We start from the raw sequence: 21,382 nt of genomic DNA on the forward strand, positions 1-21,382 counted from the left end.
CACGTTACGTGATTATTTGATCACGCCAGCAACACACCGCCGGCCAGGCCACCGAGCCGACCGCTCTTTAAAAACCAGATGGACGCCGAGCTGGCCGATGCATAGCCAGCGGACCTACCGCGCAACGGTAGGCGGCAGCGGACAACATTCCGTGCCGGGCACAGGCCACTCAAGCGAGATTGGGGCCAGTAGCGATGAATAGCCGACCGAGGCACGCTTCCCGGGCAATCGTGAAAACCTCGCGGGTAAGCGACCGCAGCCTGTGCAAGAGGAAGAGAGATACCGGCTCGCATTGCGCGGGCCGGATGCTCTCCAGATGGCTCAACGCTGAGCCATGCGGAAAGCATAAATTCGTACGACGACCGGTTCCGTAGGAGCCAGAAACAGTGTAGTGGCGAACACTGTCTAGCTTGGACACGAGGTGTATTTTCTGGATTCGAAGTTGCTCCCCCAGAAGACGAAGTTGGCGTTCGATACTGCCTGCTCGTCTTGACGATGCTTCGGGAAGGGCTGCCTCAAGCTCTTCGATTTGCTTTTCAAGCCTGGCGACCTTCTCTTTCGTTGAAAGCGCGCGGCTCCTTTTCTTCTGAGCCTTCTTTTTACCGTTCACTTTCGGCGTCCCGTGCCAGGGCCGCCACCATGAAAGACTTTCGTTTCAGCATAGAGGGTATCGCCCTTGCCAGGCTTGTAGCGAGTCTTGCGCTCGTTTCGACATCCCTCGCACATCACGGGAGGATTAACCCACTCGGCCCGATAACGGAACTTTGTGGTCTTGCAGAACCGACAGTTCTTCACGATCCAGCCCGTTTTTTGAGGCTTTTCCGGCGTCGAATCAAACGGTGTAGGGATGGCTGGCGGATTCGCCTCCTCCATCGCCTTCTTCAGTTGCATCAGAACTGCAAGATTTTTCGCATCCATGGCAAACGCCCCGAAATCTCGACGACCAGAGATTAGCAAGGGCGAATCGCCACTACCAGCAACTGCACCACCAGCCCATCACTCAAAGAGAGACATCCAATGAAGCGAAACGCCAACCCGGCGGCGACCGTTGCTGCCTGGAATTCCGCATACCCCGTCGGCACCGAGGTCGACTACCGATTCCATCGCGGCGCGGCGCCGAAGCGCACCCGTACCACTACTGAAGCCCAGATCCTCGGCGGACACACCGCTGTCGTCTGGCTCGCCGGCGTGTCCGGTTGCGTTGCCTTATCCCACTGCGAGCCGGCCTGAACGTGGCGTGCAGCAACTTCCCCGGCGACAAAGACGAGCAGTGGGACCATGCTGAAAGCGGGTTCGCCCCCAGATTCTGTTTTGCCAATGTTCGATTGGGGACTATCTGGTAGGGGCCTCGAACGAATCTCGATAGGACTTGAAAGCCTCTATCGCATGCTCATTTCTATTATTTCCGTCAGAGTCATCGACCATCCTTTCCTCTGGCGTCTTGCCTCCATAGTAGTCTTCGAACCAACCGAAGTACTGCAATCTGATAGAACCAGGGTGAAACTTACTATCAAGCGCCTTCCACCACGTCAAACAGGCTGGACAAGGTGGGAGTTCCGTGAAGCATATAATTGTTCGGACTCCCCGTGCATAGAGTTCTCTTCCTATAGGACCAGGAGAATTCTGCATGCCAAGTATCATTATATTGGTAAGCGGAGGCTCCCAGTTGGCCCTAACGCACCGCTCCAAGGCAACCCGCTCGCTGTGGAGCCCCGCTGATCCAGCAGGGGTGCTTGAAGCCTTATGGTCTTTTCCAATTCGAGCATTGTTATTGTCAAGCAACCTTATTGCGCCGAAGCATTTTCCCAAACCAATATCCCCCGACCTTCCACGACCTTTTCTTGCTTTATAAGCGACAACATCAACCCCACGAAAATCAACACCCTCAACATCGAGCGGCTCGAAGCTAATCACCATATCGACAACCTCCCTGTTGTGTTCGCAACTATATATACGCACCAACTCAGGCATTCAGTGTAGTCATATTCAAGACTACCCATAGAACAAAAAACCAGCAGCATAATTCTCATTTGAAATAAATCCCTTTCTCCCTCCCGCTTGCAGTTACCAATGCGGGCGACCGCCCTCTACCACTGCGAACCGAGATAGATCGGTTGCTCTCGAAATCCCTCGAACGGAGTTACGCCATGTTGATCTTGACCCGCCGCCCCGGCGAAACCCTGCATATCGGCGACAACATCACCGTCACGGTCCTCGGCAGCCAAGGCGACCAGGTGCGCCTCGGCATCACCGCCCCGGACGACGTCGCCATCCACCGCTCCGAGATCTACCAGCAGATCGGCAACGTCCGACCGGTGCCGCCGGCGGAACTGGTCGAGGCCTGGAACCGCGAGCACCCGGCGCCAGCGCTGATCGAGTACCGGCCGTATCGGGGGGCCGAACCGCAGCGCACCCGCACCGTCGGCCGGGCCAGCGTGTCGCTTGGCGGGGCGGCGGTTATCTGGATCGAAGGCCAGTCGGCGCCGGTGGCGTTGCGGGCCTGCACGGCGATCTCCTGACTTCGGCGCCTGGCCCATTGCCGGGCGTTTAACCCACGGCGAGCGCCCGCCGGTCCAACGGCGCGTACAACGGAGGACCTCACCATGTAGCCCAGCCCCAACGGCAGATCGCCAACATGCGGTCGAGCCTGTACCCAACCGCTTTCACATAAGGCGGTGCATGTAAGTGGAGACAGGGCGCTTGGCGGCGCCCTTCTCTTTCCTGCTCCTGGCTCGGCCAGGGCGTAGCGGAGAGTGATCTGCGGCGTGGAAGCTGGGAGCCGAAAGCTCCCTGGAGACACGCGGGAAGCGCGGGAACAAGCGCGCACGTGGGCGGCCATGGCCGATGAAGTTCCGGGCATCAGCACAGTCACCGCAGCAGCGGCAAACACCCGAGAAGCGCACTGATGCCAGAGCCGGAGTCGCGACCGGCCAGATCACTCCCCGCTGCGCATGCAGCGTTCCCCCTCTTCGCCCGGCTCCGGCCGGGCTTTTTTCAACCCCCATTCGAGAGCACCCACCACGGCGCCCCACCGGGCACGACTGCCGTGTGCCTGGGTGCTGCCGAATGCAGGTGAACCACGGAGAGCATCCCGATGTGGACATACCGCGAGCGCCGCAACCGCGCGGCTTTCAGCAACGCGCAACTCGCTTACGACCGTGCCGTCGACCCGCTCTGGGACCAGCCGGACCCGGAGCCCGACGACGAAGAGCAGGAGGATGACGATGGCCTGGGCGAATGAGCGCGCCGAGGGCGTGATCGAGGAAGCGATCATCGCAATGCGTCGGTCGGTGATCCCGCGCCACGACCAGTTGGTATGGCGCGGCCAGATCGAGATGGCCTACACGCTGGACGCCATCGGCACCCGGCAATACGACGACATGCGCCGCCGGCTCGACGCCGCGGCGGATGCGAGACAGCAAGAACTGAGGAGCATCGACCTATGACCACCCGCCCCGTTCGCTCGATCATCGACGACCAGCTCGACGATATCGAAGAGTTTGCCGGAAAGAGCATCCGCCAGGCCGTCGAGTTGGCCAACCGTCACGGCTACAACAACCCGTTCTTCGCCGACATATGCGGCGACCTCTGCGTTCTGCGCTTCCGGCGTAGCTCCCGCCTTCACGCGACAACCACCCTCACCCTGAAATGAGACCAGCCCCATGACTGCAGCTCTCGCATCGGTCGGCGCGCTCGACCGCACCAAGTACCTCGGCGGCAGCGATGTCGCCGGCATCCTCGGCATCAGCCCCTGGCGCACTCCGTTGGACGTGTACCTGGATAAGGTCCAGCCGCGCACCGGTCCCGTCGACCCGGCGAAGCAGAAGATTTTCACCCGTGGCCAGCGGATGGAGCCCTACGTCATCGACCTGCTGGCCGAAGAGACCGGCCTGAAGATCGTCGGCCGCGGTAACCGCTACCGCGACCAGCAGCACGACTTCATGGCCGCCGAGATCGACGCCGAGGCCGCCAGCGGCGAAAACATCGAGATCAAGACGGTCAGCCCGTTCAAGGCAAAGGACTGGGGTGAGGTTCAGACCGATGCCATTCCAGTCCACTACACCGCCCAGGCCATGCACGGCCTGATGGTCACCGGCCGCCAGGTCTGCATCTTCGGCGTGCTGATCGGCGGCGACGACTTCCGCGTGTACTGCGTCGAGCGGGACGACGAAACCATCGCGGCGATTCGCGAGAAGGAGGTCGAGTTCTGGGGACGCATCCAGCGCCTGGATCCGCCTGAAGCAACCGCTGTCAGCGACATCCTCCGGCTGTTCGAGCGTGACGCCGGAACCAGTATCGAGGCCGATGGCAAGGTCGTGGAGGTGTTCAACCGCCTGCGCGAACTGAAAGCCAAGGCCAAGAGCCTGGAGTACGAGATCGAGTCCGCAGAGGAGCGCATCAAGCTCTTCATGCAGGACCACGCCCAACTCACGGTCAACGGCAAGTCGGTACTGACGTGGAAGTCCCAGACCACCAACCGCTTCGACCAATCCGCCTTCAAGGAAGCTCACCCCGCGCTGTTCGAGCAGTTCAAGAAGACCAGCGAATCCCGCGTTTTCCGCCTCAAGTAACCGGAGCCCCGCATGTCCGCAACCGCCCTGAAAGCCGCCGCGACCGGCAATGTCGCCAACAATGGCCAGCCGAAAACGCTGGCCCACCTGATGACTGACCCGAAGATCAAAGCCCAGATGGCCCTGGCGCTTCCGAAGCACATGACCGCCGACCGACTCGCGCGCATCGCGCTGACCGAGATTCGCAAAGTACCGACCCTGGCGAAGTGCAATCAGGAGAGTTTCCTCGGCGCCGTGATGCAATGCGCGCAGCTCGGCCTGGAACCGGGTAACGCTCTCGGCCATGCCTACCTGCTGCCGTTCGGCAACGGCAAGGCGAAAGATGGCCTGTCGAACGTCCAGTTGATCATCGGCTACCGCGGGATGATTGACCTTGCCCGGCGCTCCGGCCAGATCGTTTCGCTCACCGCGCGCACCGTGCACCAGAACGACCAGTTCAGCTATCGCTACGGCCTCGACGAGGACGTCCAGCACGTTCCGGGAGAAGGTGAACGCGGCGTCATGACCCACGTCTACGCGGTCGCCAAGCTGAAGGACGGCGGCGTGCAATTCGAGGTCATGAGTAAGGCCGACGTCGACAAAGTACGCGCCACCAGCAAGGCATCCGGAAACGGGCCTTGGGTCACCCACTACGAAGAGATGGCCAAGAAGACCGTCATCCGCCGGCTGTTCAAGTACCTGCCGGTCAGCATCGAGTTGCAGACCGCAGTCACCCTGGACGAACGCGCCGACGCCGGATTGGACCAGGACAACGCGTCCATCCTCACCGGCGAATACAGCGTTGTTGACGACCAGTCTCAGGACCAGGTCCCGGACGGCGTGAACACCGAGACGGGCGAAATCACCGAACCCGCCCCGGGCCAGCAGCCGGACACCGGCACCGACGAGCTCAATCTCGAGTAACCGGCCATGCCCAGCCGAACCATCGAAGAGCAGTTCGATCGTGTCGAGGAGTTCAACAGCCTCCTCGGCGCAGCGGAGCTGAATGCCGCCACCACCTGGGAAGAAGAGTTCACCGCCGACCTGCGCGCCAACTTCCAGCGCTACGGCCCGCGGATGTTCCTCAGCGAGTCCCAGCACACCACCCTCGAACGAATCGCCAACCAGTAGGAACAGCAGCCAATGACAGCCCAAGCCGCCGCAACCATCGCTGAAGAACTCGTCGACGACCTCGCCGAAGAACTGCCCAGCAACATCACCTCCATCGCCGCCGAATCTCTCGGTCGAGACCTTCTCCAGGCCCTGTTACAAGAGGTACGCGCCCTACCGGATGTTTGGCAGAAGATGTCCGAGCAACGCCAGGCCGCCGTGATCGAGCGCATGCGCGGCACCGTAGAGCGCACCGTGAAACACGCGGTCAAGCTGATCTCCGCTGGCGAGCGGCCGGCCATCGACGGAATTCTGGAGTCCGTGGCGATCAAGGAAGGCATCAAGGCGACCTTCAAGGTCAGCCAGTTCAACCCGCTGCGCCACGACCTGATCGACCGCACCGGCAAGGTCTGCATGCTGGTGGTGGCCGACGCCGCTGAGTACCTGGAGGGCATGGATGCTATCCAGCCCGATCCGGACCAGAACTCTCTCGCCCTCGAAGATGGCGGCGACGCAGATGGCACTGGCGCGCAGGACCCGCTTTACATTGAAGCGGTCAGCCATGTCATCGACACACGCAGGGTCAGCATCAGCGGACTCCAGCGCTACCTGAAAATCGGCTACAACCGCGCCGCGCGCATCGTCGAGGAATTGGAAGCCGCCGGCGTTGTATCGGCACCGAACTCCAACGGCGAGCGCGAGGTGATCCTGCAATCGCCGCCGGAACCGGAAAAAGACCTGCTGAGCAGCGCCACCGAGCCCGGCGCCACAACCTACGGCGGCCACACCATCGACGACATCACCGTCATGGTTCTGCGCAAGGACGAGATCACCCCGGGCTGGCTGCAGTCGCGCTTCGCTCTCACCACCGAGGAAGCCGAGCGCGTCGTTCTCCAACTGCTGGACCAGGGCGTCATCGTGCTCGAGCAGGAGAACGAAGAATCCCGCGAGTTGAACACCTACCGCGTCATCAAGAAGCCGGGGGATATCGCCCTCGACCTGGAGTGAGCCATGCGCATCACGAAACTCGAAATCACCAATTTTCAAGGGCTGCGTCATGCGGCCCTTGATGTTTCTGCGCCGGTGCTCCTTGTGGCCGGCCACAACGGCGCCGGTAAAAGCAGCTTGCTTGATGGCGTGGCTATGGCCTTCAACGGCCAGCCGCGCCGCGTCTCGCTGAAGAAGGAGATCGACAAGCTGATCACCGAGGGCGCCAAGAAGGGCGAGGCCCGCGTCGAGTGGCTTGACGAAGCCGACGAGGTGCAGGCCTGCGGGGTCGCACTGCCCAGTGGCAAAGGCTCCCCGCTCGCCGACTCGCCGTTCCTACCGTTCGTGCTCGACGCCAGCCGCTTCGCCGCCCTGGACGCAAAAGATCGCCGCCGAGTGCTGTTCGACCTGACCGACGCCAGCGCCAGCCCGGCCGAGGTCGGCAAGCGCCTGAAGGCCAAGGGCATCGACCTGGCGCTGTTCGAGAAGGTGAAGCCCCTGCTCCGTTCCGGGTTCTCCGCCATGGTCGGCCAGGCAAAGGACTACGCCAGCGAGGCGCGCGGCGCCTGGAAGGCAATCACCGGCGAGAACTACGGCAGCGACAAGGCGAACGGGTGGGAGCCGGAGGCGCCGCCGGTCATCGTCAGCGAGGAGGAACTGGAGTCGGCGCGCGCGGAGCTGCGAGCCACCGCCCAGGACCTGGACGAGGCCCAGCAGACCCTGGGCTCCAGCAAGCGCGCCCACGCCGACGCCCAGGCGCGGGCCAGCCGCATTGCCGCTCTCCGCGAAACCGCAGCACTGGCCGACCGTCGGCGCAACAAGCTGGCCACCGACGAGGCCAATCAGGACGAGTGGTCGGAGAAGGTCATGGCAGCCGAGACCGCCGCCAGCGGCGAGCCCGCCCACCAGCCGATGACCTGCCCTCATTGCCAGGGCGCCGTGGACCTGCAGGCCGGCCAGTTGGTCGCGCACCAGCCGCCGGCGAAGGTTGCCGATCCCGAGGCGGCGAAACGCCTGGAGGAATACCGCGGCTATCTTGCCAGCGCTCAGCGGGCCGTCGCCAACAGCCAGCGGGACCTGAAGGAGAGCGAGGACGCCGCCGCGCAGGCCGCCGCGCTGGAAGCCGAAACCGCCCAGGCGCCCAGCGCCGAGGCGATCGCCAACGGCGAACAGGCGATCAATGAACTGCGCCAGGCGCGTGACCGGCAGCAGGCCAAGGTGCAGTCGCTGCAGGAAGCGTTCAACGCCGCCGCGCAGCGCCAAGACGTCATCAAGCAGGCCGCCGGCTTCCACGCCGAGGTCTGCGCCTGGAGCGCCCTGGCCGATGCCCTTTCCCCCACGGGCATCCCGGCGGAGATCCTGGCCGACGCGATCGGGCCGGTGAACGAGCTGCTGCAGCGCCTATCCGGCATTGCCGGCTGGTCGCCGGTACAGATCAGCGCCGACATCGATGTCACGTTCGGCGGTCGACTGTACGGCCTGCTGTCCGAGTCCGAACGCTGGCGGTGCGACGCGACCATCGCCCTGGCCATCGCGACGATCTCCGGCCTGCGCCTGGCGCTGCTGGATCGCTTCGACGTACTGGATGTCCCTGCCCGCACTCAGCAGGCGATGAAGCTGTTCCAGAGCCTGGCCGCCGGCGGCGAGATCGACACGCTGATCGTCGCCGGCACGCTCAAGGAACCGATGGCGAAGACGCCGGGCTGGCTACAGGCGGTCTGGATCGATGCCGGGCAACTCGTCGACCAGCAACAACAAGCTGCGGCCTGACCCTCGATACAGCGCCCCACCCGGGGCGCTTTCTCTCCCAGCACGCACCGGACGCCGCCCTGTGGGCGATTCAACCATGCCTCGTGGGCCGCCCGCGTCAGGCAGGGCGGCGTCCAGTGCCTGTTCGTTTTCAAAGCAGTTTTCCCTCACGGACTAACTTGGCATGCGCCTCTACAGATTCAACAAGCTCCACTACTTGCGATCGAAGATCATCGATACTGATTCTATTCACAGATACTTTCTGCCCCTTCTTAGTGAAACCAGCCCTGTGAACGCAATCGTGCCTTACTTCAATCGCTCTATAAAGCCACTCAACATTTAAGAACTCATAACCAAGAACCGATTTAAACATCAGACCGACTTTAGAGAGATTATGAAAAACCAGATCAGACAAATATGATGCTATCGCAAGCTTTGCCGGATTCTCCTGCTCCACAACCTCTCTCCAGTCAAATTTCTTATTCCTTAACTCTGGAACCGTCTCATACATTTTTCGTGTAAGACTATCAGAAGCTGTCACCAACCCGACAAAAGTATTTGCCAGATAGCCCTCTACGGCTGCAACTAAGTGCCCATGCAACATTACATGCAAAGAGAACTCTATATTCTCCGGCATATCTACATCGAGCAGACCAGCTACGCTGTGCACTTGCTCGGAGAATATTCGATATGGTTCCTTCGGATCAGATTCGATGGCCCAAGCTAGCTCTTCTTCGTAGCCAGAATGTCCCATATATGGATCACCCAACCACTCAACACGTGCCTGCTCAGAGGCTTCAACCAACACCCCGCTAGATGAATTTTTTACAATAAACTCATGTTCATCCTTACACCACACACACCCAACCTGAGATGTTATAGATGTCTCACTATCCTCGTTAGTTTTAGCAGCATCATAGGCCTCTGGACAGTCCAACACCTCATGCATAATACCGCCGCAGGCCAGGCACATGAAATGCAATTCGACAAACATCAGAAGCTCCAAGTCTTAATACATAGAATTAGTAGTTCGCGCCAATCCACTCGTTTCACAGGTGCGGTGGATTGGACGTAGGCTGCCTCAGCAGTTTCAGCCCTCGCGACGGTTTGGATATCCGTCGCAGATAAGTCGCTGTCCTACCACCGCAGCACAACTCGGATGGAAGAAGAGCCCCTTCACGGTCTCCGAATCAGCGTAACCGTCGTAGCGGACCACTCCCCCATAGATCATCCTGCCGCAACCGAAGCACAGCCCTTCCTCGGTCATGTACTCGTGTATTTGAAGTGACTCTTCAGTGTTTTTGAAGTAGCTCATTGATCCCCCAGGTCCGGCCCTATGCCGGGTCACCCAACTCTAGCCCCAACGACATCACTGCGCCATCACGCATGGCGCAGTGCATCGTCACGTTCGCGAAAAGGAACCCGCCGCATGACTTCCCTCAAGAAGCCCTCCTTGCTCGACTTCAAAACCCAGTACGGCCTGGCCCTGGACGACACCGACGACGCGATCATCGTCGACCTGTTCGCCGGCGGCGGCGGTGCCAGCACCGGCCTGGAAATGGGCCTGGGCCGCAAGGTCGACCTGGCCATCAACCACAACCCGGCGGCGATCAGCATGCACGAGGCCAATCACCCGCACGCCGAGCATCTGCCGACCGATGTCTGGGGCATCGACCCCATTGCGAGCACGAAGGGCAAGACCGTGGGCTGGCTGCACGCCTCACCGGACTGCCGACACCACAGCCAGGCCGCCGGCGGCCAGCCGCGCAAGAAAGAGATCCGCGACCTGTCCTGGGTTGTTGTCAAGTGGGCCGGCAAGCTCCAGAAGCTCGGCCGCGGGCCCTGGGTGATCAGCCTGGAGAACGTGAAGCAGATCCTGCAGTGGGGCCCGCTGATCGCCAAGCGCGACAAAGCGACCGGCCGTGTCGTGCGTCTCGACGGCACCGTTGCCCAGCCTGGCGAGCGGGTGCCGCGGCACGAGCAGTTCCTTGTGCCCGATCCGAAGCGCAAGGGCCGCACCTGGCGTCAGTTCCTGCACGCGCTGCGCGGGTTCGGTTATCAGGTGGATTACTGGGTCGAGCGCAACTGCGACTACGGCGACCCGACCACCCGCCAGCGCCTGTACCTGGTGGCCACCGACGGCGGTTTCGCGCCAGTGGCGGCGGAGAAGACCCATGCCGCGAAGCCCAGCAAGGGGATGCTGCCGTACCGCACGGCAGCAGAGTGCATCGATTGGAGCGACCTCGGCCAGTCGATCCGCAACCGGAAGAAGCCGCTGGCCGAAGCGACCATGCGCCGCATCGCGAAGGGCATTGAGAAAGAAGTGCTCCAGCGCGCCAAGCCCTTCATCGTGCCGATCGCGAACTGGTCGCGCGAAGCCGTGCATCCGGTGGACCAGCCGCTGAACACTGTCACGGCCTGGCCGAAGGGTGGCGCTTTCTCCGTTGCCACCCCGACGCTGATCCAAGTTGGCTACGGCGAGCGCGACGGACAGGCACCGCGCGTCCTTGAACTGGACGAACCCCTCGGCACCGTGGTCGCCGGCGGCACCAAGCACGCAGTCGCTGCCGCCCACCTGGTGAAGTTCAGGTTCGACGCCACGGGTTCCCCCATCGACGAGCCGATGCCGACGATCACCAGCGGCGGCGAGTGCAAGCGCCCGGCCGGCGCGGCGCACGCCCTCGGCATGGCCAGCGCGGTTCTGGTCGGCGTAGGCGGCCGCGCCGGCCAAACCGAGCCGCGTTCGGTTTCCGAGCCGATGTACACCATCACCGCGAAAGCTGACTGCGGAGTGGCCACCGCCTTCCTCGCCCAGATGAACGGCGGCTACAACACGACCTTCAGCCGGCCGGCCGACGCGCCGATGAGCACGGTCACGAACAGCGGCAGCCAGCAGCAGTTGGTCACCGCTCACTTGCTGCACCTGCGCGGTAACTGCGACGCGCGCGCCGCCGACGAACCGCTGCACACAGTCAGCGCAGGTGGGCAGCACCACGGCCTGGTCAGCGCCCTGCTGGTGACGAATACCACCGGCCACAGCAGCACGCCGGCGGACCAGCCGGCGCCTACCGTGGCAACCGGCGGTCACCACATGCTGGTCACGCCGGAAATGATCGCCGGCAGCCTCACACCCGAGCAGTTGGACGGCGCCGTGTGGGTGGCGGCGTTCCTAATGAAGTACCACGGCATGGGCGAGAACATCCGTCCGCTGGACGAGCCGGTCAGCACCGTGACCACCAAGGACCGGCTGGCCCTGGTCACCGTGTGGATCAGCGGCAGCCCCTACGTGATCGTCGACATCCGCCTGCGCATGCTCAAACCGCGTGAGTTGTACCGCGCCCAGGGCTTCCCCGACAGCTACATCATCGAGCGGGGCCACAACGGGCAACGGTTCACTCTGTCCCAGCAGGTCCACATGTGCGGCAACAGCGTGAGCCCGAACACGATGGCCGCATACGCCCGGGCGAACGACCCATGGAAGCGGCGGCTACGCCCGAGTCCGCAGCAGGTGGCAGCATGAACACTGAGCAGTTCATCCGGGAGTCCGCCGCGCGCGGGCTTTCCCGCCGCGCAACGATGCAAGCACTTGGCCTCGGCCGCTGGAAGTTCGACCTGATCATCGGAGCCATGGGGCCCATTGAGTGGGCCAAGAACGGCACGACGCTCGGCAACCGCCTGGCGTACGAAGCGTCGCGCGGCAGGTTCACGCCGGCGCAGGCCGCAGCACTGGAGCGCGCCCACGAACGCTGGAGCGAGAGCCGACGCTTCACCGTCGACGGCGTGACCGGGACGATCGCCGAGCTGGTGGAGCACTTCCAGAGCCCGGTCCACGCAACGACCGTCCGCCGCCGCGTCGCCGCCGGCATGAGCCTGCGCGACGCACTCATCACCCCGCGCCAGCAGCCCAAGCCCGGGCGCCGGGATCCCTGGAAGCGCTCACGCCAGCAAGTTGCTCCGCATCTAGATGAACAGATACCTGAATTGATCAAAGGTCTAGATAGCTCAACTCTCTGTCGATGATCTGCTCAGATTTCTTCATGGCCTCTGTCGCGTACGTGTAATTGATGTGTAGATCATCAATAATGAGCGCAGATTGCCCCTCGTGGAATTGCTTGCATCGAAGTAGGGCTGTCTCGATTAGTCCGTTATGCAAAACATTATCTGCCGCATCCTTTCCCTCAGCTGCGCGGATTGTGCGAGCCAATTCAGTTACCGCCTGCAACTTCTTTTCGGCAGCTGCGAGGCCTATTCCTCCAGTCTCGACGATTTTGGTCCAAGAATGGTCGACGATTGGTCGTTTCACTTCTCTCTCCTTGATCCGGCCCCATGCCGGGCCAACGGAACCTACCCCAGTTAACTGCAAAGCGCCAGCAGGCGAGAAGTATTCCCTATGTCCGCAGAAAAGCCGCGGGAGCGGCCAATCCTGTTCAACGACCAGATGGTCCGAGCCATTCTCGAGGGCGGAAGTCTGTACAGCCCTTTGAGCTGGACATGGACTCCGACTACGGCAACTGCGACCTGTGCCGGAAGAAGAACGAGGCAAAGCTGATCAGGACCATCTAGGAACACCCGTCCAGGGTACTCTGGTGGTCTGGCACAGAAGAAAGGTTCGGCCAGGTGTTTCGGCAGGTCCTCCCCAATTACAGAGCGCTGGTCTGGTCAGCCGATGAGCGAGCCAGGCAGACGGATTTTGATTTCGACTACCTGGCCGAAGACATCGACTATTTCTGTGGTGATTAATCTAGCCCTTGAATGCAGATATCAATCCAGTAACAGCCGCAATCGAAGCCATTACCATCCCAAACCAATACCCTACTGCCTGGCGTCGATGACTCTCCTCCGCCCTGATTGCATCGCGGGCAGCTCTTATGCCTTTCTCAGTGAGGTAGTAAGGTTGCTTTGGATCATCATCCCACTCGACCCGCCCATACATTCCTGGCTCAGTGATGTCAGGCATTTGTGCACCCAGAACGTCTGCTTTGTTGCGTAGGTACTCGGTGTGGATAAGCCACTTCCAGTGCAGCAGGTCGTCCTCCCGTTTGACGTAGTCAGACATCCAGCTGTTTGTCAGTTCCTCAGGCTCATCTGGTGGAAATTCTTTATCCAGCGCCTCTTGTGCCTTCGCCTGCTTCCGCAAGGCAACACGGTACTTAAGATAGTTCTGCCACAGCCACATCCCTGACTCCCTATATTTAGATCCGCGTGAAATATAACCGCGAGGTATCCCCATGCCTACAGAAAACAAAATCGATTGCCCGGCACTCCACAATCGAAGCAGTAGCTACCCGTTCGGCGATCGAGTGCCGCGCACGGTACGGATGCTGAAGACAGTGACCGCCGACTCAATGCCTGGCATCGGGCTCGCCTACATCAAGGGCGATGCGCCAGTTGCAAAAGCGGGTCAAACCTATCCAGTGTGGACGAATAGCCACGGCGCCGTCACAGCGGTCATGGAGGACGGCGCCCGCCTTGGACTGCGCCCGGCAGAATTCGAGGTCGACAGCTGGCACCACCTTGCAACTGCGCCAGCCCCGCAGCCCCAATGAAGAAAGCCCTCTCCTAGCCGTCATCGGCGCCAGCCTAGTCGCGCTACACGCAATGATCGAGCTAGCGCCAGCATTCGCAGCCCTGCAATGGGGCTGCTCTTTCTAACTCGAACGGTAGCCGAATAGGCTGCCAATCCCCGAAAACCATTTTCCCGACCAGCGCCAGCAGGACGGGGAGGTATTGCCCATGGAAACCCCATCTGAGTTCCTCTCGAAGGAAGAGTTGGAAGCCATGATCGGCGCCAAGTCATCGAAAAAACAGGTCGAGTGGCTGGCATCTCATGGCTGGAAGTACGAATTGAATGCTGCGCAGCGACCTGTCGTCGGGCGGATCTATGCCCGCCTGCGGCTGGCCGGAGTGAAACCGAACGGAACGGTCGCTGTACAGGAACCATGGACGCTGGATCTGTCGAAGGTGAGTTGAAATGCGGCCGAAGCAGCCGAAGAACAGGGATCTCCCGCCCCGGATGATTCGCCGGACCAGGAAGCTGAAAGGAGGGAAGTTGTGGGTTGGCTACTACTACGACGGCCGCGGCGAGGACGGAAAGAGGAAGGAAATCCCGCTCGGTACCGACCTGGACATGGCAAAGCTGGAGTGGGCGCGGCTGGATGCCAGTCCGGCTCCGAAGACCCTGCGCAAATGGGGTGACGTGTTCGACCGGTACGAGAAAGAGATCATCCCCGGGAAAGCGCCACGCACCCAAAAGGACAACCTCCTCTCGCTGACGCAACTGCGAAAGGCGTTTTCAGAAGCGCCGGTCGAGGCGCTCACCCCCCAAGTGCTGGCACAGTACCGGGACAAGCGGTCCGCGAAGGTTCGGGCGAACAGGGAGCTCTCCCTCTTCTCCCACATCTTCAACATCGCCAGGGAGTGGGGGATCGTCACGGCTGAAAACCCGGTGAAGGGGGTTCGCAAGAACCGCGAGACGCCGCGCGACTTCTACGCCAGGGCCGAGGTCTGGAACGCGGTATACGGCGCGGCACCACCAGAACTCCGCGACGCAATGGACCTTGCCTATCTCACCGCTCAGCGGCCGAGCGACGTGCTGATCATTCGGGAGGCGGACATTCAGGACGGGCACTTGCAGATCGCCCAGGGCAAGACGTCGAAGAAGTTGCGCATCATGCTCGATGTCGACGGCAGCCCGACAGCGCTTGGAGAACTCGTTGCGCGGCTGTGCGAGCAGCGGCGGCAGCGCGGCGTAGCCGGCCCGTATCTGATCACAACACCCGATGGGCGCCGGATGACATCCTCCATGCTGCGCATTCGCTTTGACGAAGCACGGTCGGCCGCCGCCGGCGCGGCGCTGGAGGAACTCGACGAGACACTGGCCACCGCGATTCGTCAGTTTCAGTTCCGAGACATCCGCCCGAAGGCAGCCTCTGAAATTGCTGACCTCGGCCGGGCATCCAGGCTGCTTGGACACACCGACAAGCGCATCACCGAGACCGTCTATCGTCGTGTCGGCGAGATCGTGGAGCCAACGAAGTAAGGAAGAGTTGCGGAAATGACATGGATGTTGCGGAAATGGTCAGTGTCGCCGCGCAACGGTGGGGAGACGATCCAGAAATGCAAAAGCCCCGGCTAACGGGGCTTTCAGCGATGAAATGGCGGAGGTGTAGAGATTCGAACTCTAGGATAGGTCTCCCCATCGACGGTTTTCAAGACCGTTGCCTTAAACCACTCGGCCACACCTCCGCATCGCGGGGCGCCATAGTACCGGATAGCAACACACTGTCAAACTCTATCGATTGGCCCTGGCAGAGGCTTTGCTATCATGCCCATCAGTACGTCATGGACCCGTTCCCGTTAAGGAGTACCCACACCATGCAAGAACAGCAATATCAGCTGAACTCCGCCGTCGCGGAACAGCGTGAAGTCAGCGGCGTTCTGCGCAATACCTACGGCCTGCTGGCACTCACCCTGGCCTTCAGCGGCCTGGTGGCCTACGTTTCGCAGCAGATGCGCCTGCCCTATCCGAACGTGTTCGTGGTGCTGATCGGCTTCTACGGCCTGTTCTTCCTCACCGTGAAGCTGCGCAACAGCGCCTGGGGCCTGGTCAGCACTTTCGCCCTGACCGGCTTCATGGGCTACACGCTCGGCCCGATCCTCAACATGTACCTCGGCCTGCCCAACGGCGGCAGCGTCATCACTTCGGCGTTCGCCATGACCGCCCTGGTGTTCTTCGGCCTGTCCGCCTATGTGCTGACCACCCGCAAGGACATGAGCTTCCTGTCCGGCTTCATCACCGCCGGCTTCTTCGTCCTGCTGGGCGCCGTGCTGGTATCGCTGTTCTTCCAGATCAGTGGCCTGCAACTGGCGATCAGCGCCGGCTTCGTCCTGTTCTCCTCGGCGATGATCCTCTACCAGACCAGCGCGATCATCCACGGCGGCGAACGCAACTACATCATGGCCACCATCAGCCTGTACGTGTCGATCTACAACCTGTTCATCAGCCTGTTGCAGATCTTCGGCATCGCCGGCGGCGACGACTGATAGAAAGCGCCTCCGGAAAAGCCCGTCCCCGCGACGGGCTTTTTCATTTGCGGACCGGCAAAACACAGGCATTGGTTTATCATTCGAAGAAATCCTTCGCGTATCGCAGCATGAAATTCGCCATCGCCCTATTCGACCCTCCCCACTCCCCCGCCGCCCGCCGCGCGCTGCGCTTCAGCGAAGCCGCGCTGGCCGGCGGGCACGAAATCGTCCGCCTGTTCTTCTACCAGGACGGCGTGCACAGCGCCTCGGCCAACGTCGTGAGCGGCCAGGACGAGTTCGACCTGCCCGCCGCCTGGCGCGAGTTGGTCGAGCGCAACGGCCTGGACGCCGTGGTCTGCATCGCCGCCGCCCTGCGCCGCGGCGTGCTGAACGCCGAGGAAGCCGAACGCTACGGCCGTCCCGGCGCCAACCTTGGCGCACCATGGGAACTGTCCGGACTCGGCCAGTTGCACGAGGCGGCGCAAAGCACGGACCGCCTGGTCTGCTTCGGAGGCGACCGATGAGCCAGTCGCTGCTGATCATCAGCCGCCAGTCGCCCTGGTCCGGCCCGAGCGCCCGCGAGGCGCTGGACATAGCCCTGGCCGGCGGCGCCTTCGATCTACCGGTCGGCATGCTGTTCCTCGACGACGGCGCGTTCCAGCTGGCTCCCGGCCAGCATCCTGCGCACCTGCAGCAGAAGGACCTGCAGGCCAACCTGCAGGCCCTGCCGATGTTCGGCGTGGACGACCTCTACGTCTCGGCCCGCAGCCTGCGCGAGCGTGGCCTGGCGGAAGAGCGCCTGGCCCTCGCGGTCGAGGTGCTCGACGACCAGGCCCTGCGCGACCTGCTGCAACGCTACGACCAGGTGATTACCCTCTGATGGCCACGACCCTCCACGTACTGTCCCGCTCGCCGTTCAATGACGGCCGCCTGGGCAGTTGCCTGTACCTGCTCAACCCCGGCGACGGCCTGCTGCTCTGCGGCGACGCCGTGCACGCCTTGCTGGCCGGCAGCCACGCCTGCCAGGCCCTGGAACTGATGCCGGCGGAAATCGAACTGTTCGCCCTGCTGGAAGACCTCCAGGCGCGCGGTATCGAGGACGTCCCCGCTCGCCTGGTGGCGGTGGACTACCCCGGCTTCGTCGAACTCGCCACCCGCTTCGACAAGGTCAACAGTTGGCTATGACGCTCCTTACGCTGGAAGGCCGGGAAATCCGGCTGGACAAGGACGGCTACCTCGCCGCCCTCGACGATTGGTCGGAGCCGGTGGCGGAAGCCCTGGCCGCCCGCGAGGAGCTGGCCCTGACCGCCGAGCACTGGGAGATTCTCCAACTGCTCCGCGAGTTCTATGCGGAGTTCCAGCTGTCTCCGGCCAACCGCCCGCTGATCAAGTACGTCGCCCAGCGACTGGGTCCGGACAAGGGCAACAGCCTGCACCTCAACCACCTGTTCAAGGGCGCCCCGGCCAAGCTTGGCGCGAAGCTGGCCGGCCTGCCGAAACCGAGCAACTGTCTATGACTCTCTCGACTCCCGCCGAACATCCGTTCGCCCAGTTCGTCCGCATCCTCGGCAAAGGCAAGCGCGGAGCGCGCAGCCTGACCCGGGAGGAAGCCCGCGAGGCCCTCGGCATGATCCTCGACGGCAGGGTCGAGGACACCCAGCTGGGCGCCTTCCTCATGCTCCTGCGGCACAAGGAGGAAAGCAGCGAGGAACTGGCCGGTTTCACCGAGGCGGTGCGCGAGCGCCTGCAAGTCCCGTCCTTGCGCGTCGACCTCGACTGGCCGAGTTACGCCGGCAAGAAGCGCCACCTGCCCTGGTACCTGCTGGCCGCCAAGTGCCTGGCCGGCCATGGCGTGCGCATCCTCATGCACGGCGGCGGCGCGCATACCGCCGGACGCCTGTACAGCGAACAGTTGCTGGCGGCGCTGGAGATCCCGCTCTGCCACGACTGGCTGCAGGTAGAACAGGCCCTGGAGCGCGGCCACCTGGCGTTCATTCCGCTCGGCGCCTGGATGCCGGTGCTGCAACGTATGATCGATCTGCGCAATACCCTCGGTCTGCGCTCGCCGATCCATTCGCTGGTTCGCCTGCTCAACCCCCTGAATGCGGATTGCATCCTGCAGAGCATCTTCCACCCCGGTTACCAGGAAACCCACCGCGAGGCCAGCCGCCTGCTCGGCGACCGGGCCATCGTCATCAAGGGCGAAGGCGGCGAGGTCGAAGTCAACCCGGACGTCGTCGCCCACCTGTATGGTTGCGACCAGGGCGAAGCCTGGGACGAGGAATGGCCGGCATTGTCGACGCACCGGCACATGAAGCCGGAACAGCTCGACCCGGGTTTCCTTCGGGCCGTCTGGGACGGCCGCGAAGGCGACGCCTATGGCCACCTGGCGGTGCTCTCCAGCATGGCCCTGGCGCTACGGGCCCTTGGCAAGAATCGCGAAGAAGCCTTCAAGGAAGCCGCACACTACTGGGCGACCCGAAACGAATCGATCTGATCGATACGAATAGCCCTTTATTTATATAAATTTATCGATCAACCGACACTAGACTGTTCCTCCAACGACGTATGGAGGAACCCGCTCATGGGACAGTTGATCGATGGCCGCTGGCACGACCAGTGGTATGACACACAGAAAGACGGCCGCTTCCAGCGCGAAAACGCCCAGCGCCGCCATTGGCTGGGCGAGCCGGCGTTCCCCGCCGAGGGCGGGCGCTACCATCTCTATGTCTCGCTGGCCTGCCCCTGGGCCCATCGGACCCTGATCGTGCGCAAGCTGAAGGGGCTGGAGTCGCTGGTGGATGTTTCGGTGGTCAGTTGGCTGATGCGCGAGAACGGCTGGACCTTCGACCCCGCCCACGGCTCCACTGGCGATCGCCTCGACGGCCTGGCCTTTCTGCACCAGCGCTATACCCGCGACGACCCGCACTACAGCGGCCGGGTCACGGTGCCGCTGCTGTGGGACAAGCGGGCGCAGAAGATCGTCAACAACGAATCAGCCGATATCGTCCGCATCTTCAACAGCGCCTTCGACGCCATCGGCGCCAACGCGCTGGACTTCTACCCGGAGCCGCTGCGCGAGGAGATCGAACGCCTCAACGGACGCATCTATCCTGCGGTCAACAACGGCGTGTACCGTGCTGGCTTCGCCACTCGCCAGGACGCCTACGAGGAGGCCTTCGTCCAGTTGTTCGAGGAGCTGGACTACCTGGAAGGCTTGCTCGGCGAACGCCGCTACCTGGCCGGCGAATACCTGACCGAGGCCGATATCCGCCTGTTCACCACCCTGGTGCGCTTCGATGCGGTGTACCACGGACACTTCAAGTGCAACCTGCGGCGCATCGAAGACTACCCGAATCTTTCCGGCTGGTTGCGCGAGCTGTACCAACGTCCGGGCATCGGCGAGACAGTGGACTTCGAACATATCAAGGGGCACTACTACGCCAGCCACCGCACCATCAACCCGACCGGGATAGTACCGCTGGGCCCGCGTCTCGACCTGGCGCGCGCGCCAGGCCGGGAACGACTTCCCGGCAAGGGCATCTGGGGAGAAGGCTGAAGGCTCAGGCGTCCTCGCGGGCGCCTTCGAACCAGGCCAGCTTGTCGCGCAGTTGCACGACTTCGCCGACGATCACCAGGGTCGGCGCATGCACTTCGTGCTCAGCCACCAGTTGCGGCAGGTTTTCCAGGGTTCCGGTGAATACCCGCTGCTGGGTGGTGGTCCCCTGCTGGATCAGCGCCGCCGGGGTCTGGGCGGAGCGACCGTGGGCGACCAGTTGCTCGCAGATCACCGGCAATCCCACCAGGCCCATGTAGAACACCAGGGTCTGGCCAGGCGCTACCAGGTCCTGCCACGGCAGGTCGGTGGTGCCGTCCTTCAGATGACCGGTGACGAAACGAACCGATTGCGCATGATCGCGATGAGTCAGTGGAATCCCGGCGTAGGCCGCGCAGCCGCTGGCCGCGGTGATTCCCGGCACGACCTGGAAAGGTATGCCGTGGGCAGCCAGTTCGTCGATTTCCTCACCGCCGCGGCCGAAGATGAACGGGTCGCCACCCTTCAGGCGCAGCACGCGCTTGCCCTGGCTGGCCAGCTCCACCAGCAGGCGGTTGATCCGATCCTGCGGCACCGCATGTTCGGCGCGGCGCTTGCCGACGTACAGGCGTTCGGCATCGCGGCGGCATAATTCGAGGATCGACGGCGCCACCAGGCGATCGTAGAGCACCACGTCGGCCTGCTGCATCAGGCGCAGGGCACGGAACGTCAGCAGGTCCGGATCCCCCGGCCCGGCCCCGACCAGATATACCTCGCCCGTGGCTATGTGCGCGAGGCCGCCGGCCAGGCGCTCTTCCAGGAGACGCTCGGCTTCCGCCGGACGGCCGGCCAGGACACGCTCGGCGATCTCGCCCTGGAACAGGTTTTCCCAGAACACCCGGCGCTGCTGCAGGTCGGGTAGCAATTCCTTGACCCGGTGGCGGAAGCGGCTGGCGAGTCCGGCCAGTTGCCCGTAGGTCGAGGGAATCCAGGTTTCCAGCTTGGCCCGGATCAGCCGCGCCAGCACGGGCGCATCGCCGCCGCTGGAGACCGCCACCACCAGCGGCGAACGGTCGACGATGGCCGGGAAGATCACGCTGCACAGGGCCGGCGCGTCCACCACGTTGACCGGTATCCCGCGCGCATTGGCCGCTCGCGACACCTCGGCGTTCAGCGGTTCGTCGTCGGTGGCGGCGATGATCAGGGCGCAGCCGGGCTGGTCGCCGTCCTGGTAGTCGCGTTCGAGCAGCTCGCCGCCGCCCTGCTCCACCAGATGCCGCAGTTCGATGTGGATCTGCGGCGCGACCACGCGCAGGCGCGCGCCGGCGTCGGCCAGCAGGCGCGCCTTGCGCAGGGCGACTTCGCCGCCGCCGACCACCAGCGCGAGGCGCCCTTGCAAGGAGTGGAACAGCGGCAGGAAATCCAT

The 21,382-nt window shown here is 62.8% G+C and carries 28 protein-coding genes and 1 tRNA gene; 22 read left to right on the forward strand and 7 right to left on the reverse strand.

The genetic code is table 11. The features are described from left to right. Nucleotides 1-606: 606 nt before the first annotated feature. Nucleotides 607-918, reverse strand: a complete 312-nt coding sequence (locus FOC67_RS13840; RefSeq protein WP_124074828.1) for a hypothetical protein — start codon at nucleotides 916-918, stop codon at nucleotides 607-609. Nucleotides 919-1,017: 99 nt separating this feature from the next. On the opposite strand from FOC67_RS13840, the gene FOC67_RS13845 reads away from it, so the two are divergent. Beyond that, nucleotides 1,018-1,230, forward strand: coding sequence for a hypothetical protein (locus FOC67_RS13845; protein WP_009314060.1), 213 nt, complete (start codon nucleotides 1,018-1,020; stop codon nucleotides 1,228-1,230). Between the two features lie 102 nt (nucleotides 1,231-1,332). On the opposite strand, the gene FOC67_RS13850 is transcribed toward FOC67_RS13845, so the two are convergent. Continuing rightward, on the reverse strand, nucleotides 1,333-1,971 hold the full coding sequence (locus FOC67_RS13850; protein ID WP_009314059.1) for a hypothetical protein: 639 nt from the start codon (nucleotides 1,969-1,971) through the stop codon (nucleotides 1,333-1,335). 176 nt (nucleotides 1,972-2,147) lie between these two features. On the opposite strand from FOC67_RS13850, the gene csrA reads away from it, so the two are divergent. From csrA to FOC67_RS13895, 9 genes are all read left to right on the forward strand, one after another. After that, complete coding sequence (gene csrA / locus FOC67_RS29840) at nucleotides 2,148-2,519, forward strand: carbon storage regulator CsrA (RefSeq protein WP_003099041.1); 372 nt, start codon at nucleotides 2,148-2,150, stop codon at nucleotides 2,517-2,519. Nucleotides 2,520-3,094: 575 nt separating this feature from the next. Next, nucleotides 3,095-3,241 carry a hypothetical protein gene (locus FOC67_RS13860; RefSeq protein WP_009314058.1) on the forward strand — a complete coding sequence of 49 codons (147 nt, stop codon included), beginning with the start codon at nucleotides 3,095-3,097 and terminating at the stop codon, nucleotides 3,239-3,241. Further along, on the forward strand, nucleotides 3,225-3,446 hold the full coding sequence (locus FOC67_RS13865) for a hypothetical protein (protein WP_009314057.1): 222 nt from the start codon (nucleotides 3,225-3,227) through the stop codon (nucleotides 3,444-3,446). Before FOC67_RS13860 ends, FOC67_RS13865 begins: the two co-directional genes overlap by 17 nt. Then, nucleotides 3,443-3,652, forward strand: coding sequence for a hypothetical protein (locus FOC67_RS13870; RefSeq protein WP_009314056.1), 210 nt, complete (start codon nucleotides 3,443-3,445; stop codon nucleotides 3,650-3,652). Before FOC67_RS13865 ends, FOC67_RS13870 begins: the two co-directional genes overlap by 4 nt. A 10-nt stretch (nucleotides 3,653-3,662) precedes the next feature. Next, nucleotides 3,663-4,571 carry a YqaJ viral recombinase family protein gene (locus FOC67_RS13875; protein ID WP_009314055.1) on the forward strand — a complete coding sequence of 303 codons (909 nt, stop codon included), beginning with the start codon at nucleotides 3,663-3,665 and terminating at the stop codon, nucleotides 4,569-4,571. Between the two features lie 12 nt (nucleotides 4,572-4,583). Continuing rightward, nucleotides 4,584-5,474 carry a recombination protein RecT gene (gene recT, locus FOC67_RS13880; RefSeq protein WP_009314054.1) on the forward strand — a complete coding sequence of 297 codons (891 nt, stop codon included), beginning with the start codon at nucleotides 4,584-4,586 and terminating at the stop codon, nucleotides 5,472-5,474. 6 nt (nucleotides 5,475-5,480) lie between these two features. Then, entirely contained in the window at nucleotides 5,481-5,681 is a 201-nt protein-coding gene (locus tag FOC67_RS13885) for a hypothetical protein (RefSeq protein ID WP_009314053.1), read from the forward strand. A gap of 12 nt (nucleotides 5,682-5,693) precedes the next feature. After that, on the forward strand, nucleotides 5,694-6,668 hold the full coding sequence (locus tag FOC67_RS13890) for a DNA translocase FtsK (RefSeq protein ID WP_009314052.1): 975 nt from the start codon (nucleotides 5,694-5,696) through the stop codon (nucleotides 6,666-6,668). A 3-nt stretch (nucleotides 6,669-6,671) separates the two neighbouring features. Next, nucleotides 6,672-8,417, forward strand: a complete 1,746-nt coding sequence (locus FOC67_RS13895; protein ID WP_009314051.1) for an AAA family ATPase — start codon at nucleotides 6,672-6,674, stop codon at nucleotides 8,415-8,417. Nucleotides 8,418-8,547: 130 nt separating this feature from the next. Here the strand turns inward: FOC67_RS13895 and FOC67_RS13900 are convergent, their stop codons facing one another. Further along, nucleotides 8,548-9,390 (reverse strand): hypothetical protein, encoded by an 843-nt coding sequence (locus FOC67_RS13900; protein ID WP_009314050.1) that lies wholly within the window; start codon nucleotides 9,388-9,390, stop codon nucleotides 8,548-8,550. A gap of 435 nt (nucleotides 9,391-9,825) precedes the next feature. Here FOC67_RS13900 and FOC67_RS13905 point away from each other — a divergent pair, with 435 nt between their 5' ends. Further along, on the forward strand, nucleotides 9,826-11,916 hold the full coding sequence (locus tag FOC67_RS13905) for a DNA cytosine methyltransferase (RefSeq protein ID WP_009314048.1): 2,091 nt from the start codon (nucleotides 9,826-9,828) through the stop codon (nucleotides 11,914-11,916). Next, nucleotides 11,913-12,416: a hypothetical protein gene (locus tag FOC67_RS13910; protein ID WP_009314047.1), complete on the forward strand. Its 504-nt coding sequence runs from the start codon at nucleotides 11,913-11,915 to the stop codon at nucleotides 12,414-12,416. Before FOC67_RS13905 ends, FOC67_RS13910 begins: the two co-directional genes overlap by 4 nt. Here FOC67_RS13910 and FOC67_RS13915 read toward each other — a convergent pair. Continuing rightward, entirely contained in the window at nucleotides 12,382-12,699 is a 318-nt protein-coding gene (locus FOC67_RS13915) for a hypothetical protein (RefSeq protein WP_073672066.1), read from the reverse strand. The two genes, FOC67_RS13910 and FOC67_RS13915, sit on opposite strands and share 35 nt — an antisense overlap. Before the next feature lie 438 nt (nucleotides 12,700-13,137). Further along, entirely contained in the window at nucleotides 13,138-13,572 is a 435-nt protein-coding gene (locus FOC67_RS13920; RefSeq protein ID WP_031627568.1) for a hypothetical protein, read from the reverse strand. A gap of 52 nt (nucleotides 13,573-13,624) precedes the next feature. On the opposite strand from FOC67_RS13920, the gene FOC67_RS13925 reads away from it, so the two are divergent. The 3 genes from FOC67_RS13925 (at nucleotide 13,625) to FOC67_RS13935 (ending at nucleotide 15,435) form a co-directional block, all read left to right on the forward strand. Further along, nucleotides 13,625-13,942, forward strand: coding sequence for a hypothetical protein (locus FOC67_RS13925; RefSeq protein WP_009314046.1), 318 nt, complete (start codon nucleotides 13,625-13,627; stop codon nucleotides 13,940-13,942). A gap of 187 nt (nucleotides 13,943-14,129) precedes the next feature. After that, a complete protein-coding gene (locus FOC67_RS13930; protein WP_003116724.1) occupies nucleotides 14,130-14,366 on the forward strand; it encodes a DUF4224 domain-containing protein in 237 nt (78 codons plus the stop codon). 1 nt (nucleotide 14,367) lies between these two features. Then, entirely contained in the window at nucleotides 14,368-15,435 is a 1,068-nt protein-coding gene (locus FOC67_RS13935; protein ID WP_009314045.1) for a tyrosine-type recombinase/integrase, read from the forward strand. Nucleotides 15,436-15,551: 116 nt separating this feature from the next. On the opposite strand, the gene FOC67_RS13940 is transcribed toward FOC67_RS13935, so the two are convergent. After that, a tRNA-Ser gene (locus tag FOC67_RS13940) sits at nucleotides 15,552-15,641 on the reverse strand. A 129-nt stretch (nucleotides 15,642-15,770) separates the two neighbouring features. On the opposite strand from FOC67_RS13940, the gene FOC67_RS13945 reads away from it, so the two are divergent. From FOC67_RS13945 to FOC67_RS13975, 7 genes are all read left to right on the forward strand, one after another. Beyond that, a complete protein-coding gene (locus FOC67_RS13945; RefSeq protein ID WP_003090386.1) occupies nucleotides 15,771-16,439 on the forward strand; it encodes a Bax inhibitor-1/YccA family protein in 669 nt (222 codons plus the stop codon). Nucleotides 16,440-16,549: 110 nt separating this feature from the next. Beyond that, the gene (tusD, locus tag FOC67_RS13950; protein ID WP_009314044.1) at nucleotides 16,550-16,945 is read left to right on the forward strand and encodes a sulfurtransferase complex subunit TusD; all 396 of its coding nucleotides are present in this window, start codon (nucleotides 16,550-16,552) and stop codon (nucleotides 16,943-16,945) included. Continuing rightward, nucleotides 16,942-17,301, forward strand: a complete 360-nt coding sequence (gene tusC, locus FOC67_RS13955; protein ID WP_003090389.1) for a sulfurtransferase complex subunit TusC — start codon at nucleotides 16,942-16,944, stop codon at nucleotides 17,299-17,301. The genes tusD and tusC overlap by 4 nt, the downstream gene beginning before the upstream one ends. After that, on the forward strand, nucleotides 17,301-17,606 hold the full coding sequence (tusB, locus tag FOC67_RS13960; protein WP_003090391.1) for a sulfurtransferase complex subunit TusB: 306 nt from the start codon (nucleotides 17,301-17,303) through the stop codon (nucleotides 17,604-17,606). The genes tusC and tusB overlap by 1 nt, the downstream gene beginning before the upstream one ends. Then, nucleotides 17,603-17,938 carry a TusE/DsrC/DsvC family sulfur relay protein gene (locus tag FOC67_RS13965; protein ID WP_003090393.1) on the forward strand — a complete coding sequence of 112 codons (336 nt, stop codon included), beginning with the start codon at nucleotides 17,603-17,605 and terminating at the stop codon, nucleotides 17,936-17,938. Before tusB ends, FOC67_RS13965 begins: the two co-directional genes overlap by 4 nt. Further along, complete coding sequence (locus tag FOC67_RS13970; protein ID WP_009314043.1) at nucleotides 17,935-18,918, forward strand: glycosyl transferase family protein; 984 nt, start codon at nucleotides 17,935-17,937, stop codon at nucleotides 18,916-18,918. The genes FOC67_RS13965 and FOC67_RS13970 overlap by 4 nt, the downstream gene beginning before the upstream one ends. An 87-nt stretch (nucleotides 18,919-19,005) precedes the next feature. Next, a complete protein-coding gene (locus FOC67_RS13975) occupies nucleotides 19,006-19,980 on the forward strand; it encodes a glutathione S-transferase family protein (protein ID WP_003108775.1) in 975 nt (324 codons plus the stop codon). 4 nt (nucleotides 19,981-19,984) lie between these two features. Here FOC67_RS13975 and cysG read toward each other — a convergent pair whose 3' ends face one another. Beyond that, the gene (cysG, locus tag FOC67_RS13980) at nucleotides 19,985-21,382 is read right to left on the reverse strand and encodes a siroheme synthase CysG (RefSeq protein WP_009314040.1); all 1,398 of its coding nucleotides are present in this window, start codon (nucleotides 21,380-21,382) and stop codon (nucleotides 19,985-19,987) included.

Origin of the sequence: Pseudomonas sp. FDAARGOS_761 (assembly GCF_013343155.1) — a bacterium.
GTDB lineage: Bacteria > Pseudomonadota > Gammaproteobacteria > Pseudomonadales > Pseudomonadaceae > Pseudomonas > Pseudomonas aeruginosa.

What these genes read in the sequence shown, in the direction of transcription:
- FOC67_RS13840 (WP_124074828.1), bottom strand. Translation starts at nt 918, where the DNA reads ATGGATGCGAAAAATCTTGCAGTTCTGATGCAACTGAAGAAGGCGATG.
- FOC67_RS13845 (WP_009314060.1), top strand. Translation starts at nt 1,018, where the DNA reads ATGAAGCGAAACGCCAACCCGGCGGCGACCGTTGCTGCCTGGAATTCC.
- FOC67_RS13850 (WP_009314059.1), bottom strand. Translation starts at nt 1,971, where the DNA reads ATGCCTGAGTTGGTGCGTATATATAGTTGCGAACACAACAGGGAGGTT.
- csrA (WP_003099041.1), top strand. Translation starts at nt 2,148, where the DNA reads ATGTTGATCTTGACCCGCCGCCCCGGCGAAACCCTGCATATCGGCGAC.
- FOC67_RS13860 (WP_009314058.1), top strand. Translation starts at nt 3,095, where the DNA reads ATGTGGACATACCGCGAGCGCCGCAACCGCGCGGCTTTCAGCAACGCG.
- FOC67_RS13865 (WP_009314057.1), top strand. Translation starts at nt 3,225, where the DNA reads ATGGCCTGGGCGAATGAGCGCGCCGAGGGCGTGATCGAGGAAGCGATC.
- FOC67_RS13870 (WP_009314056.1), top strand. Translation starts at nt 3,443, where the DNA reads ATGACCACCCGCCCCGTTCGCTCGATCATCGACGACCAGCTCGACGAT.
- FOC67_RS13875 (WP_009314055.1), top strand. Translation starts at nt 3,663, where the DNA reads ATGACTGCAGCTCTCGCATCGGTCGGCGCGCTCGACCGCACCAAGTAC.
- recT (WP_009314054.1), top strand. Translation starts at nt 4,584, where the DNA reads ATGTCCGCAACCGCCCTGAAAGCCGCCGCGACCGGCAATGTCGCCAAC.
- FOC67_RS13885 (WP_009314053.1), top strand. Translation starts at nt 5,481, where the DNA reads ATGCCCAGCCGAACCATCGAAGAGCAGTTCGATCGTGTCGAGGAGTTC.
- FOC67_RS13890 (WP_009314052.1), top strand. Translation starts at nt 5,694, where the DNA reads ATGACAGCCCAAGCCGCCGCAACCATCGCTGAAGAACTCGTCGACGAC.
- FOC67_RS13895 (WP_009314051.1), top strand. Translation starts at nt 6,672, where the DNA reads ATGCGCATCACGAAACTCGAAATCACCAATTTTCAAGGGCTGCGTCAT.
- FOC67_RS13900 (WP_009314050.1), bottom strand. Translation starts at nt 9,390, where the DNA reads ATGTTTGTCGAATTGCATTTCATGTGCCTGGCCTGCGGCGGTATTATG.
- FOC67_RS13905 (WP_009314048.1), top strand. Translation starts at nt 9,826, where the DNA reads ATGACTTCCCTCAAGAAGCCCTCCTTGCTCGACTTCAAAACCCAGTAC.
- FOC67_RS13910 (WP_009314047.1), top strand. Translation starts at nt 11,913, where the DNA reads ATGAACACTGAGCAGTTCATCCGGGAGTCCGCCGCGCGCGGGCTTTCC.
- FOC67_RS13920 (WP_031627568.1), bottom strand. Translation starts at nt 13,572, where the DNA reads ATGTGGCTGTGGCAGAACTATCTTAAGTACCGTGTTGCCTTGCGGAAG.
- FOC67_RS13925 (WP_009314046.1), top strand. Translation starts at nt 13,625, where the DNA reads ATGCCTACAGAAAACAAAATCGATTGCCCGGCACTCCACAATCGAAGC.
- FOC67_RS13930 (WP_003116724.1), top strand. Translation starts at nt 14,130, where the DNA reads ATGGAAACCCCATCTGAGTTCCTCTCGAAGGAAGAGTTGGAAGCCATG.
- FOC67_RS13935 (WP_009314045.1), top strand. Translation starts at nt 14,368, where the DNA reads ATGCGGCCGAAGCAGCCGAAGAACAGGGATCTCCCGCCCCGGATGATT.
- FOC67_RS13945 (WP_003090386.1), top strand. Translation starts at nt 15,771, where the DNA reads ATGCAAGAACAGCAATATCAGCTGAACTCCGCCGTCGCGGAACAGCGT.
- tusD (WP_009314044.1), top strand. Translation starts at nt 16,550, where the DNA reads ATGAAATTCGCCATCGCCCTATTCGACCCTCCCCACTCCCCCGCCGCC.
- tusC (WP_003090389.1), top strand. Translation starts at nt 16,942, where the DNA reads ATGAGCCAGTCGCTGCTGATCATCAGCCGCCAGTCGCCCTGGTCCGGC.
- tusB (WP_003090391.1), top strand. Translation starts at nt 17,301, where the DNA reads ATGGCCACGACCCTCCACGTACTGTCCCGCTCGCCGTTCAATGACGGC.
- FOC67_RS13965 (WP_003090393.1), top strand. Translation starts at nt 17,603, where the DNA reads ATGACGCTCCTTACGCTGGAAGGCCGGGAAATCCGGCTGGACAAGGAC.
- FOC67_RS13970 (WP_009314043.1), top strand. Translation starts at nt 17,935, where the DNA reads ATGACTCTCTCGACTCCCGCCGAACATCCGTTCGCCCAGTTCGTCCGC.
- FOC67_RS13975 (WP_003108775.1), top strand. Translation starts at nt 19,006, where the DNA reads ATGGGACAGTTGATCGATGGCCGCTGGCACGACCAGTGGTATGACACA.
- cysG (WP_009314040.1), bottom strand. Translation starts at nt 21,382, where the DNA reads ATGGATTTCCTGCCGCTGTTCCACTCCTTGCAAGGGCGCCTCGCGCTG.